Source organism: Xanthobacter sp. ZOL 2024 (genome assembly GCF_052932325.1).
On sequence record NZ_CM128808.1, the window covers coordinates 4,102,213 to 4,114,779 of the forward strand.

Sequence of the window (12,567 nt, forward strand, 5' to 3'; positions counted from 1 at the left end):
CCTCAGGCCGACCTCCAGCGGGTCGGCAGCGGGTCCAGCCCGTCCCGCTCCAGGCCGAGGGCGAATTCCACCGCCCGCGCGATCATCGCGTCGGTCTTGTCGATACCGCTCACCTGCACCTGCGCGCCGCCCATGATCTCGGCTACCGGCTGGCCGGCGCGCACCGCCACTCCCGGCCGCAACAGGCCGCGCAGCCGCCCCTCCATGGGGGCCGCGAGCAGGGTGGTGCCCACCAGTCCCAGCATGTCGCCGGCGGGGACCGTCTCGCCGATGCGGCGCATGGAGTGGAACACCCCGTCAACCGGCGCCGCCACCAGATCCTGCGCGCGGCCATGCCGGCGCGGGCCGCCCTGCGCCGGGCCAGCCCGCAGCACGGCGCCGGGATCGGCCCCGCCCACTTCCATCACCAGGTCGCAATCGGTTCCCGCGCAGCCGCCCGGCCCCAGTACCAGCACCAGCTCCATGGCCAAGCCGGCCCGATCCGCCCCCGGCCCGCGCGCATCCACCAGCGCATCCCAGGGCCAACGAGCGACATCCGCCAGCCGTGGCAGGGTCAAAAGCGGAATGAACATGCCGCTCCGCAGGCCGGCCAACAGCTCTCCATCGTTGCCCACCCGCCGCGCCTCGACACCGCCCAGGGTGGCGCTGCCGTCGAACCAAGCATCGCCATAGGCCATGCGGCGGCGCAGCAGGGCGGGCGGTCCTCGCTCATGCAGAGCCACCGCATAGCCCGACAGCAGCAGGGTGCGCGCCACCGCCGATGCCATCTCATCCACCCCGCAGACGAGGACGCTGCCCTTGTCCCCCATTCGGCGCCCTCCCCTGTGATCCGACAGCAGCTTCACCGCCGCTCCGGCATTGTCGGCTGTTCCCCACACATGGCGCTCGGCGCCGCGACGGCCGCGCGCAAGCAAGCCGCCGCCCCGACCTTCCCCCTCCGGAGGCCGGGACGACGGATGCCCCCCAGACGACGCCGCAATGCGGCGCCGGGATGGATCAGGCGGTGAGCTCGGCGGCGGTCTTGCCCACCTGGCTCTCGTCCACGGCCTTCATGATGCCGTGCTCCATGAGCAGGTCTTCCAGCTCGTCCATGGTGATCGGTGTGGGGATGATGCCGTTGCCCACATTGGCGTGCACCTTGGTCGCCAGGTTGCGATAGTGCTGCGCCTGCTGGGACTCCGGCGCATACTCCACCACGGTCATGCGGCGCAGCTCAGCGTGCTGCACGATGTTGTCGCGCGGCACGAAGTAGATCAGCTGGGTGCCGAGCTTCTTCGCCAGGGACTCCGCCAGTTCATACTCCTTGTCGGTCTGGCGCTCGTTGCACACCAGCCCGCCCAGGCGCACGCCGCCGGAGTTCGCATACTTCAGAATGCCCTTGGAGATGTTGTTGGCCGCATACATGGCCATCATCTCGCCGGACATGACGATGTAGATTTCCTGGGCCTTGTTCTCGCGGATGGGCATGGCGAAGCCGCCGCACACCACGTCGCCCAGCACGTCGTAGGACACGTAGTCGATGTCCTCGTAGGCGCCGTTCTCCTCCAGGAAGTTGATGGAGGTGATCACGCCGCGGCCGGCGCAGCCCACGCCCGGCTCCGGACCGCCGGACTCAACGCACTTGATGTCCTCGAAGCCGATCTTCATCACGTCTTCGAGCTCGAGGTCTTCCACCGAGCCGGCGTTGGCCGCCAGCGACAGGATGGTGTCCTGGGCCTTGGCGTGCAGGATCAGGCGGGTGGAGTCCGCCTTCGGGTCGCAACCCACGATGAGGATCTTGTGACCCATCTGCGCGAGCGCAGCCAGGGTGTTCTGGGAGGTGGTGGACTTGCCGATACCACCCTTGCCGTAAAACGCGATCTGCCTCAGGCCCATGCTGATCTCCTGAATGAGAGCACCCGCCGCGGCCGACCAGGCTGGCCGAACCCTCAAGCGCATGACACGACGAAATGCTGCAGAGGACTTGAGCAAGACCAGTGCCAACAACAGTTGTACTGCGACCCGACGGGCGCTGTAAGGGAGATGGGGCCGGACGCCCAACCACGCCGCACTAATTTCTACCGATTTTTCATCATGCTATGATGCACGATCGCGGATCAGCTGCCGGGCGATAGGTCATCGCTATGATTTATCATTATATGACGATGGTCGGTCGGCGCCGCAGCGCCACCACCGTTGGTGCTGCGCCCACAGCCGGCAACTGCTGCGGTTTTCCTTTATTTCTCTGCCACCTGGATCCTGGCCGCGCAGCCACCCAAGAGATCGCGACACAATGGCCTGCCACGGCGCGCTCTGTTGCAAAGCACACAGGGATGTCACAAACACCACAGCTTCCCCTGCCTTGAGGGCGCCGCCCGCAGATCTTGGCGCGCGCACCTTATGTATGCCGATTATATGGCGTGCTCCATGCATGCCGGTGCCGGGTGGTTATGATAGACAGGAAGCCAGACGTCGCCGCAGCGCAGCGACAGCCGGGGGGTGAGGAATGGGCGCATCGACCCGCATCGACGCCATGCTGGCGTTGCGCAGTGAGGGCCGCTTTCTGGTGGGGCGCGATCGCATCGCCATTCTGGAGGCGGTGGCCCAGCACGGCAGCATCACCGAGGCGGCCAAGGCTTTGGGCTTCAGCTATAAGACCGCATGGGATGCGGTGGCCGCCATCAACAACCTCATGCCCCGCCCAGTGCTGATCACCCGGGCCGGCGGCAAGCGCGGCGGCGGCGCCACCCTCACCGAGGAAGGCCATCGGCTCATCGCCGCATTCCGGCGCCTCGAAGACAAACTGGCCCGCATCTCCACCCTCATTGCCGAGGAGGGGCTGGACAGCCACACGGATTTGCTGTTCTGGAGCGTGGCCATGAAGACCAGCGCGAGAAACGTCTTTCATTGCACCGTGCGGGAGGTGCGCCGGGCGCCGGTGAATGTGGAGGTGGTGCTTCAGGTTTCCGAGGCCCATTCCATCGTCGCCGTCATCACCAATGAGAGCGCCGATGACCTCGGCATCACGGTGGGGCGGGAAGCCGTCGCCCTGGTGAAGGCCTCGTTCGTAATGCTCGCCCGCCCCGAGCCGCACCTGCGCCTGTCCACCAGCAACGTCATTCAGGGCAAGGTGCTGGAGCGGATCGACGGCGGCGTGAACAGCGAGATCGTCATCGATCTCGGCGGCGGCAAGACCCTCACCTCCATTATCACCCGCTCGGGCGCCGATGCCATGGGCCTGAAAGCCGGCGAAGACGTCTGCGCCTTCTTCAACACCTCCCAGGTCATCCTCGCGGTGGATTGAGAGCCGCCTGCCCCGCCAGGACACGCGCGGCGCAGCACCTTGCAAAAGCTGGAGCGGCGGGCCGCGCAAACGCGACCCGCCGCTCATCCGAGACCGTCTGTGCCGGCTGCACCTGCCTTTCGCGGAGCGGCGGACGCCCTGGAGCCGGAGAGCAAGGATAGCTCCAGACCCTCACGCCGCACGCGAAACAGCGGCCGCCGGAACGGGCGACCCGGTTTCCAGGCTGATCAGGCGGCGAGGCCCGCCGTCAGCTGAGCGAAGGTCGGGCGCGGGATACGGAAGAAACCACGGCCGTTGGCCAGGGTCTGATAGTGTTCCGGCACGCCCATATAAAGCAGATTGAACCAGTCCCGATCGGTCATGGCCTCCGGTCGCCCGTCGATGGTGAAGATCTCGGCGCTGGGCCAGAAGCGAACGTGGATGAGAACTTCACTGGGCTCTTCGACAAAAGCAGTCGTCGGCTCGACAATCTTCGCAAGCGCCGTCATCGACAGTCTCCGGATCGCGGTGTCACGGGGATGGGGCAATGGAAGTGTCATATATTTTCTTTACATAACGGGTCAAGGCACGAAAAGCGGCACGCTGCTTTTTTCAGCTTTCGCGACGCCATGTATAGGAAGTGCATGCAAGGCGCGTCTAAAGCGGTTGTTCATGCGGCACTGAAAACGCTCCTGTCGGCTTGAAGGACGTCAAATTCTGCGGAAAGCTGCGGCATTTCCGGTGCACCGACGCTCATGCCCTCTTCGTCCGCCCGCCCACCCGTCGACGCCCCCATCGGCGCCCGCCCGCGCCGTGTGATGCTGGCCTGGGAACAGGGGCGCGGCTTCGGCCACACCACGCGCCTGCGGGTGCTGGCGGACCCCCTGATGGCCCGGGGCATCGAGGTGGTGGCGGTGGTGCGCGATCTCACCCTTGCCCGCCCCCTGCGCGATGCCGGGGTACGGCTGATCGAGGGCCCGCCTTGGGCGCCACCGGCCCCGCAGCCGGGCGATGACGTGCCCGCCTCCGCCACCATCACCGACGCCCTCGCCGCCTTCGGCCTGCGCGACCCGGACAGCGTGCGGCCGGTGCTGGCGCACTGGCGCGCCCTTCTCACCGCTGAGCGGCCGGACCTGGTGGTCTGCGATTATGCGCCCCTCGCCACCTGCGCCGCGCGGGGCTTCGCCCCCATCCTGCAGACCGGATCGGCGGTGTTCATGCCCCCGGCGCATCTGGAGCGCATGCCGCTGCTGCACGACTTCGCCCCGCCCCGCCAGGGGGACGCGGCCCTGTGCGACACCCTCAACCGCTGCCTGCGTGCCGAGGGGCTGCCGCTGCTGGATCGCATCGGTGACCTGTTCGGCGGCACGGCCTGCTTTGTCGCCTCCTTCCCGCTGCTCGATCCGTATGTCGACCTGCGCGGGCGCGATGCGGACGGCCCCCTGCTCACCGGCAACTGGCAGCCGCAGCAGCCCACGGCCTCGGGCATCTTCGCCTATCTGCATCCGGACGTGGCGGGGCTGCCGCAGGTCCTCGCCATGCTGCGCGCGCTCGGGCCGCGGCTGGAGATCCATATCCCCCTGGTGCCGGCCCCGTTGCGGGCGGCGCTGGAAGAGGCGGGCGCCCGGGTGCATGTCCAGCCGGTGGCCATCGGCCCGACCCTGGCCCGGGCGCGGATGATCCTGCATCAGGGCAATGCGGGGGTGGCCACCGATGCGCTGCTGGCGGGCATTCCCCAGTTCTCCATGGGCCAGCACATCGAGCATCACCTGAACGGCTCGGCCCTCACCGCCGCCGGCGTGGGGCGGCACGTCAATCTGTTCGATCCCGCCTGCCACATCAGTGCGGACGATGTGCTGGCGGTGCTGCACGACGACGACATGGCGCTGCTCGCCGGCGCCGCGGCGACCATGCACCGGCCCCTGCTGGACCCCTCCCCCCGCGCCCGGCTGCTGGCCACCTGCCTCGCGCTGCTGTGAGCACGGCGCCGCGGCGTCAATAGCCGTAGGGCGGTGGGATCTGCTGCTCGATGGGGTGGAGCACGTCATCCTGCCCCTGCTGCGAGGCCTGCTCGGCGATGAGATCCGCCTCGCCCTGCAGCCGCGTGTTGGAGGAGCGGCAGGTGGCCACCGCCAGATCCAGCGTCGTCTGTCCCTGCGCCGGGCGCGAGCAGGGATGGGCAGCCGCGGCGGTGACCGGCATGTCCGGCGGCGGCGCCTGCCGGCGCCCGCCGGTCTGGCCCGGACGGCTGCGGGTTTCCGCCAGCAGCGCGTCCATCTCCGCCTGCGGCACCCGCGCCGGAGCGGAAATGCCCTGTCCACTCACATCCACCATGAAACCGGGCCGGCGCAAGGTCACGCTCTCGCCGCCGGGGCCCACCACGTCCAATTGGCCGAACTGCAGCACCGCGCGGGTGACGCCGTCGCGATGGGCGAAGGTGGCGACGCCGCCCCGGATGCCGATGGTGGCAACCGGCGTGCGCACGCTCGCCGCCCCGCCATGGCTCGCCTGGCCGCCGACGAAGCGCAGCGTGCCCTTGGCGAGGTCCACCGCCATGGAGCCGGCATCGCGGGCGGGATCGAACACGAACTGGTCGATCACCAGATCGGACCGCGGGCCGATGTTGAGGGTGGTCTTGTCGAGAAACACCACCTGAACCGTGCCGCTCTCGGAGGTCTGCACCCGCTCGTTGCGAATGATGGGCGAACCGAGCTGGAGCGTGCGGGCGCCGGATGCACCGACGCCGGTGGAGCGGGGGTTGACGGCGGCGGCGGTGCCGACGGTCTGCTGCGCCAGCGCGGCATCACTCGCCGCCACCAGGGCCAGGGAAGCGACCGACGCCAAAAGACGGGCGGGTGTGCTGATGGGCATGATCGACGCTCCTCAGAACCGCACGTTCGGGCCAACCGAAATGCTGAAATTGTTGAACTGATAGTTCGGCAAGGCGGAATCCGACCACGTGTACTGCACCTGGGTCAGCACGCCGAACAGTTCGTGCACCGGCACATCGAGGGCGAGGCCCACGCGATACTGGTCATCGGTGCGGGTGATGAAGCGGGAGACGAACGGGTTCGCCGCGTCGAAATCGTAGCGGGAATAGCCGATGCTCGGAATGGCGAGCCAGCGCTTGACGCCCCAAAGGCCCTCGAACTCGATGGGCAGCGCCAGATCCACCGCGAAATTGTCGTAGCCATACCAGGGCACGTCGGCGCTGGCGTCGTTATAGGCGAGGCGCATGCGCCAGCGCACGCTGTCGGTGAGGGCACCGAACAGATTGGCGCCCAGGGTCCACATCTCCCCACTCTGCAGCCCGGCGGTGGGATAATCGGCCGTGTCGTTGTAATTGCGCTGGCGCAGTTCCACGAATGGCTCGATGCCCAGCGGCGCATAGGCCGGCCCCGGCTGCAGGGTGCCGAAATGGAACGGCAGCAGCAGCGAGGCGCCCACGCCATAGGTGCCGAGATAGCTCGCCCCGCCCAGGCTGACCCCGCCCAGAATGCCGTAGGCCCGCACCGAGGAGCCGGGCAACGCATCCGGCAGCAGAGCGAAGCGCGGGCCGGAATTGAACTCGACGAAGCCCAGGTTCAGCCGCTCCAGATCGAACTGCTGAGAATAATAGAGATTGAGATTGCTTTCCCAGACATCACCCCTCTGGGTGCCGAAATCATAGACGTGGCGCACGGTGGCGAGACCGAACACGCTGCCATCTGCCTTGGCGGCATAGCTGGGCGGCAGCAGCGCCGCCACGTCATCGCCGATGACGATGCGGCTGGAGGGGCCATAACTGGCGTTGGACTGGTAACGCACCCCCGCCTGCGCGTAGAGGCTCCACTGGTTCGGCGCGAGCCGGCGCTCGATCTCGGTGAGATAGGCCGCCACATTCTCCCGCTCGCTGGCGCTGAGCTGCCCGGAGGCGGCCAGTGGGGCGAAATAGCTGCGGGCGGTCTCATAGGAGCCGAGCCGGTAATAGAGCCGCGCCAGCTGCAGGCGCACCTGCACCAGCTGCGGATCGAAATCCACCACGCGCTCATAAATGCCGATGGCGGCTTCATAATCGCCGCGCGCCACCGCCTGCTCGGCGGCGGCGTAGGCGAGCCGCACATCGCCGGGGTTGCGCATGGAGCGCTGATAGAGCGCCTGTGCATCCTCTCCGGCGCCATCGGCCGTGGCCGGCTGCGCATGCGCGCCCGCGCCCAGCGCGCAGCCCAGCGCCAGTGCACCCATTCCACCGGCGCGCCGCAGCCAGCCGCGCGCCCTCTTTCCCGAGACCAGCATAGCGATTTTCCAGCTAGTGCTGGCAAGGCCCCGCCCCTTGCCTTCCCTTTTCTTTTAACATTCGGAAACAAAAAAGGGGATTCCGTAGAGGAACAGAGGGCGCCAAACGGCACTCTTTGCCTGCCTGATCCGCATTTTTGTCACACTGCGCTGTGTTCGACGCCAGAATGCTACCACTGAAGCGGTAGTATTCGGCAGACAACCGGAAGGTTGAGATCAACGGATCTCGCGCGGAGGCGGCAAAGGCAGAGGCGCCGCGGTCCCAGGGCCGGGGGACTGGCCGGCCCGTGCCCCGTCCACCGCCTCCAGAACCGCCTCGGACGCCAGTTGCGCCAGACACGCATAGCCGGCATCGTTCATGTGGAAGCCATCCCAGGCAAACAGGGCGCGAAAGCCCTTGGGGTCGGCCGCCGCCCACGCCTTCATCATCCGGTAGCGCCCCAGCACGGTGATGCCGCGCGCCTGCGCGGCGCTGTTCACGGCCGCCACGAACTGCTCGTAGCGCGGCACGCTGAGGATGGCGCGGAAATACTGCTGGTCCACCACCATCACCGCCACATCGGCCGCCTGGGCCGCTGCCAGGCCGTCGGTCACCATGGTCGCCAGCCGCTCCGGCGTGCCGCCGAAGATCACGTCATTGGTGCCCACCTGCCAGATCACCAGATCCGGTGCCTCCGGCGCCTGCAGGAAGGCCTGCAGCCGCTTCAGCGTGGCCGGAGAGCTTTCTCCCGAGACCCCGGCGTTCGTCACCTCCACGCGCCCCTCGCCCAGCGCCGCGCCAAGCCGATCGGCCAATTGGGCGGGAAAGGTGAGATTCGGCCGGGACGCCCCGACACCGGCCGTGCTGGAGGAGCCAATGGCCAGAATGCGCAGCGGCAGCCCCGCCCGCAGCCGCTCCACGGCACCGGCCCGCAGCACTAAAGGCGGCTCCGGCCGCGCCTCCGGCGGACAGGCCCGCGCCGGCGCAGCCACCAGAAGAGCCGCCACCAGAAGAGCCGCCACGAGACCCCGTGCGCCGACTCCGCGTGCGGCAAGCTTCCGTGCTGCAAGTCGCCATGCAGGAAACTGCTTTGCCGGAAGCGCGGCGACCGCGACCCGCCACCGGCCCGGCGTCGCCGCCGGGATCGGATCGGCGCGCATTGCCTGGGCGCCGCTGCCGTCGGCGCCCCCGCGCCCACACTGCCATTTCATGAAGCTTCGCCCACCCTGCCCGCGCCCGGCCGCCACACGCCGGCGCCTGAGCGCGCATCGGCGCATTAACATAGGCAACGCCCCCGGCTCAAGGCGAACCCCTTGATTGGGCGGGTCATTCAGACACTTTTCGGATTTTCGCGACGGAGAAGATGGCGGGAGTGACGGGGCTCGAACCCGCGACCTCCGGCGTGACAGGCCGGCGCTCTAACCAACTGAGCTACACCCCCGAACCGGTGCGACACTGTCCGTCGCGCCGTCGAGGACCGCTTGATAGGTTAGGTGCCCTCGTTTCGTCAAGCGAGCGCCTGCGTTTTTGTGACAAGGGTGTGGATAGCTTTCCCCCTTTGGCCGGAAAATCCGCGCGGCGCCTCGGTTCCCGCGGCGGATCCAGCCTGCTGCACCGCAGGCGTGCGGCGTCCGCTGCCCAGCGTGAGGCGGCGACCCGACTGCAGGACTCGCCGCACATGATTCTGAAAGTAATGAGAAATGGGGGACTGGTGGGCGGTGACGGGCTCGAACCGCCGACCCTCTCGGTGTAAACGAGATGCTCTACCAACTGAGCTAACCGCCCGGATGCGGAGGCCTGTGCCGCGCGCCGATCGCTGCGGGCGAGGCCCGGCTGCCGGTGAAAGCCATATAAGCCGCGCCAGCCGGCGCGTAAACCTCAGCAAGGGGAACCTCGGGCCCCACCGGGCCATCTCCGTGACCGACCTCGGCCGCGCAGCACGCCCCGACAGGCGGCGCACAGCTCAGCAGGTGCAGCGCAGAGCCCCCACAGCCGCGAACGCCATCCAGCGCCCCCGAAACACAAAGGGCGCGCCACCACGGCGCGCCCCTTTCATCCCTGAACGACGCACCTCGAAAGATGCGCCCGCAGGATCTGGCCGCGCGGCAAGCGGCGCGGCCAGCCGAACGATCACTCGTTGACGGCTTCCTTGAGGCTCTTGCCGGGGGTGAACTTCGGCGCCTTGGAGGCGTTGATCTTCACCGGCTTGCCGGTGCGCGGGTTGCGGCCTTCGCGGGCGGCGCGGGTGACCACCGAGAAGCTGCCGAAACCGATCAGCTTGACTTCCTCGCCCTGCTGGAGCGCCTTGGCGATGATGTCGAAGGTGGCGTCCACAGCCGCAGCCGCAGCCGTCTTCGTCAGCTTGGCCTCTTCAGCCACCGCAGCGATCAATTCGTTCTTGGTGGTCATCTGACCATTCCCTTCCGTTGTCAAAACGCGAATCGTGAGGGGCGCGGCCCCTGCCGATCGGCGCGAGCATCACGGAAAATATGGCATTTGCAAGCGCGATCGGGGCCAAACCCGCACCAATGCACGATTTCTCAGTGTGCGAGCGCAAAAAAATGACGGGCGGCGCACAGGGTGCGCCGCCCGTCGATTTTGGCTAAGTGGTTGAAACTGCTCAGTGAGCAACCACGCCGGAGGCATCTTCGCCCGCCACCGGCGCATTCACCGGCTTCTCTTCCCAGGTGATGGGCTCCGGAGGCCGCACCAGGGCGTTGGCGAGCACTTCATCCATCCGCGAGACCGGCACGATCTCCAACGCATTCTTCACGTTGGCGGGCAGGTCCGCGAGGTCCTTGGCGTTCTCCTCGGGGATCAGCACCTTCTTGATGCCGCCCCGCAGCGCCGCCAGGAGCTTCTCCTTGAGGCCGCCGATGGGCAGCACCCGGCCGCGCAGGGTGATCTCGCCCGTCATGGCCACGTCACGCCGCACGGGAATGCCGGTCATCACCGAGACGATGGCGGTGGCCATGGCCACGCCCGCCGACGGGCCATCCTTCGGGGTCGCCCCTTCGGGAACGTGCACGTGGATGTCGCGGCGCTCGAACAGCGGCGGCTCGATGCCGAAGTCCACCGCCCGCGAGCGGACATAGGACGCCGCCGCCGAGATGCTCTCCTTCATCACGTCACGCAGGTTGCCGGTGACCGTCATCTTGCCCTTGCCGGGCATCATGAGGCCCTCGATGGTCAGCAGCTCGCCGCCCACCTCGGTCCAGGCGAGGCCGGTGACCACCCCCACCTGATCCTCGGTCTCCATCTCGCCGTAGCGATAGCGCGGCGCGCCGAGGAAATCCTCGAGGTTCTTGGCCGTGACCTTCACCGACTTCTTCTTGGAGAGCATCAGCTCCTTCACCGCCTTGCGGGCGAGCGTGGAGATTTCGCGCTCCAGGTTTCGCACGCCCGCCTCGCGGGTGTAGCGCCGGATCAGGGTCATCAGGGCCGCGTCGTCGATGGACCATTCCTTCGCCGCCAGGCCGTGCTTCTGCAAGGCGTTGGGGATCAGATGCTTGCGCGCGATCTCGGCCTTCTCGTCCTCGGTGTAACCGGCGATGCGGATCACCTCCATGCGGTCCAGCAGGGCCGGCGGGATGTTCAGCGTGTTCGCCGTCGTCACGAACATCACGTTCGAGAGGTCGTAATCCACCTCCAGATAGTGGTCCGCGAAGGTCTTGTTCTGCTCGGGGTCGAGCACCTCAAGCAGGGCCGAGGACGGGTCGCCCCGGAAATCGGCCCCCATCTTGTCGATCTCATCCAACAGGAACAGCGGGTTGGCCTTTTTGGCCTTGCGCATGGACTGGATGATCTTGCCCGGCATGGAGCCGATATAGGTCCGCCGGTGGCCACGGATCTCCGCCTCGTCGCGCACACCGCCGAGGGCGACACGCACGAACTCACGGCCCGTCGCCTTGGCGATGGACTTGCCGAGCGAGGTCTTGCCGACACCGGGCGGGCCGACAAGGCACAGGATGGGACCCGTGAGCTTGTTGGCGCGGCTCTGCACGGCGAGATACTCGACGATGCGCTCCTTGACCTTGTCCAGGCCATAGTGATCGGCGTCCAGCACCTCCTGGGCGTAGTTCAGATCCTTCTTGATCTTGCTCTTCACGCCCCACGGGATGGACAGGAGCCAATCCAGATAGTTGCGCACCACGGTGGCTTCCGCCGACATGGGCGACATCTGGCGCAGCTTCTTGAGCTCGTGGGTGGCCTTCTCACGCGCCTCCTTGGTGAGCTTGGTCCGCTTGATGCGGTCTTCCAGCTCCTGGAGGTCGTCCTTGCCGTCCTCGTCGCCCAGCTCCTTCTGGATCGCCTTCATCTGCTCGTTGAGGTAGTACTCGCGCTGGGTCTTCTCCATCTGCCGCTTCACGCGGGAGCGGATGCGCTTTTCCACCTGCAGCACGGAGATCTCACTCTCCATGAGGCCGAGCACCTTCTCCAGCCGGTCGGACACCTTCACGGTCTCCAGCACCCCCTGCTTTTCGGGGATCTTCACGGCCAGATGCGAGGCGATGGTGTCGGCGAGCTTCGAGTGATCCTCGATCTGGCCGACCACGCCCACCACCTCGGGCGAGACCTTCTTGTTCAGCTTCACATAATTCTCGAACTCGGTGATCACCGAGCGCGCCAGGGCCTCGGCCTCCACCTGATCGCCGGAGGCATCCTCCAGCATCATCGCCTCGGCCTCGTAGAGATCGGTGCGATCGGTGTAGCGCGAGACCTGGGCGCGGGAGACGCCCTCCACCAGCACCTTCACGGTGCCATCCGGCAGCTTCAGCAGCTGCAGCACGGTGGCCAGCGTGCCGACGCCATAAATGGCCTCGGGCGCCGGATCGTCATCGGAGGCATTTTCCTGAGTGGCCAGGAGAATGTAGGTGTCGCCGCGCATCACCTCTTCGAGGGCGCGGATAGACTTCTCGCGACCCACGAACAGGGGAACAATCATATGGGGAAACACCACGATGTCCCGCAGCGGGAGCACCGGGTAGGTTTGCGACACACCGGCAACGAGCGGGGGGCGCGGCTTCTGGCTCGTCATGACCCAATCCTT

The 12,567-nt window shown here is 67.2% G+C and carries 10 protein-coding genes and 2 tRNA genes; 2 read left to right on the forward strand and 10 right to left on the reverse strand.

The window, feature by feature from the left end:
- Positions 1-2: 2 nt before the first annotated feature.
- Both ACU4E7_RS18795 and nifH read right to left on the reverse strand, forming a co-directional pair.
- A complete protein-coding gene (locus tag ACU4E7_RS18795; protein WP_447019798.1) occupies positions 3-809 on the reverse strand; it encodes a hypothetical protein in 807 nt (268 codons plus the stop codon).
- Between the two features lie 187 nt (positions 810-996).
- Positions 997-1,875, reverse strand: a complete 879-nt coding sequence (gene nifH / locus ACU4E7_RS18800; protein WP_447019799.1) for a nitrogenase iron protein — start codon at positions 1,873-1,875, stop codon at positions 997-999.
- A 610-nt stretch (positions 1,876-2,485) separates the two neighbouring features.
- Between nifH and ACU4E7_RS18805 the strand changes: the two genes are divergently transcribed.
- Positions 2,486-3,283: a TOBE domain-containing protein gene (locus ACU4E7_RS18805; protein WP_238122494.1), complete on the forward strand. Its 798-nt coding sequence runs from the start codon at positions 2,486-2,488 to the stop codon at positions 3,281-3,283.
- 227 nt (positions 3,284-3,510) lie between these two features.
- On the opposite strand, the gene ACU4E7_RS18810 is transcribed toward ACU4E7_RS18805, so the two are convergent.
- The gene (locus ACU4E7_RS18810; protein WP_447019800.1) at positions 3,511-3,771 is read right to left on the reverse strand and encodes a hypothetical protein; all 261 of its coding nucleotides are present in this window, start codon (positions 3,769-3,771) and stop codon (positions 3,511-3,513) included.
- 246 nt (positions 3,772-4,017) lie between these two features.
- Between ACU4E7_RS18810 and ACU4E7_RS18815 the strand changes: the two genes are divergently transcribed.
- Entirely contained in the window at positions 4,018-5,241 is a 1,224-nt protein-coding gene (locus tag ACU4E7_RS18815; protein ID WP_447019801.1) for a hypothetical protein, read from the forward strand.
- Positions 5,242-5,257: 16 nt separating this feature from the next.
- Here ACU4E7_RS18815 and ACU4E7_RS18820 read toward each other — a convergent pair whose 3' ends face one another.
- The 7 genes from ACU4E7_RS18820 to lon all read right to left on the reverse strand — a co-directional run bounded on the left by ACU4E7_RS18820 (position 5,258) and on the right by lon (position 12,555).
- Complete coding sequence (locus ACU4E7_RS18820) at positions 5,258-6,133, reverse strand: FecR family protein (RefSeq protein ID WP_447019802.1); 876 nt, start codon at positions 6,131-6,133, stop codon at positions 5,258-5,260.
- Positions 6,134-6,145: 12 nt separating this feature from the next.
- Positions 6,146-7,537 carry a tetratricopeptide repeat protein gene (locus ACU4E7_RS18825; RefSeq protein WP_447019803.1) on the reverse strand — a complete coding sequence of 464 codons (1,392 nt, stop codon included), beginning with the start codon at positions 7,535-7,537 and terminating at the stop codon, positions 6,146-6,148.
- A 216-nt stretch (positions 7,538-7,753) separates the two neighbouring features.
- A complete protein-coding gene (locus ACU4E7_RS18830) occupies positions 7,754-8,539 on the reverse strand; it encodes an SGNH/GDSL hydrolase family protein (protein WP_447019804.1) in 786 nt (261 codons plus the stop codon).
- A 342-nt stretch (positions 8,540-8,881) separates the two neighbouring features.
- Positions 8,882-8,958 (reverse strand) — tRNA-Asp (locus ACU4E7_RS18835).
- 268 nt (positions 8,959-9,226) lie between these two features.
- Positions 9,227-9,302, reverse strand: a tRNA-Val gene (locus ACU4E7_RS18840).
- Between the two features lie 345 nt (positions 9,303-9,647).
- Positions 9,648-9,926: an HU family DNA-binding protein gene (locus tag ACU4E7_RS18845; RefSeq protein ID WP_238122488.1), complete on the reverse strand. Its 279-nt coding sequence runs from the start codon at positions 9,924-9,926 to the stop codon at positions 9,648-9,650.
- Between the two features lie 211 nt (positions 9,927-10,137).
- Positions 10,138-12,555 carry an endopeptidase La gene (gene lon, locus ACU4E7_RS18850; RefSeq protein WP_447019805.1) on the reverse strand — a complete coding sequence of 806 codons (2,418 nt, stop codon included), beginning with the start codon at positions 12,553-12,555 and terminating at the stop codon, positions 10,138-10,140.
- Positions 12,556-12,567 lie beyond the last annotated feature (12 nt).

Coding starts and splice junctions, on each gene's coding strand:
- ACU4E7_RS18815 (WP_447019801.1), top strand. CDS start 4,018: ATGCCCTCTTCGTCCGCCCGCCCACCCGTCGACGCCCCCATCGGCGCC.
- ACU4E7_RS18845 (WP_238122488.1), bottom strand. CDS start 9,926: ATGACCACCAAGAACGAATTGATCGCTGCGGTGGCTGAAGAGGCCAAG.
- lon (WP_447019805.1), bottom strand. CDS start 12,555: ATGACGAGCCAGAAGCCGCGCCCCCCGCTCGTTGCCGGTGTGTCGCAA.
- nifH (WP_447019799.1), bottom strand. CDS start 1,875: ATGGGCCTGAGGCAGATCGCGTTTTACGGCAAGGGTGGTATCGGCAAG.
- ACU4E7_RS18795 (WP_447019798.1), bottom strand. CDS start 809: ATGGGGGACAAGGGCAGCGTCCTCGTCTGCGGGGTGGATGAGATGGCA.
- ACU4E7_RS18820 (WP_447019802.1), bottom strand. CDS start 6,133: ATGCCCATCAGCACACCCGCCCGTCTTTTGGCGTCGGTCGCTTCCCTG.
- ACU4E7_RS18810 (WP_447019800.1), bottom strand. CDS start 3,771: ATGACGGCGCTTGCGAAGATTGTCGAGCCGACGACTGCTTTTGTCGAA.
- ACU4E7_RS18805 (WP_238122494.1), top strand. CDS start 2,486: ATGGGCGCATCGACCCGCATCGACGCCATGCTGGCGTTGCGCAGTGAG.
- ACU4E7_RS18825 (WP_447019803.1), bottom strand. CDS start 7,537: ATGCTGGTCTCGGGAAAGAGGGCGCGCGGCTGGCTGCGGCGCGCCGGT.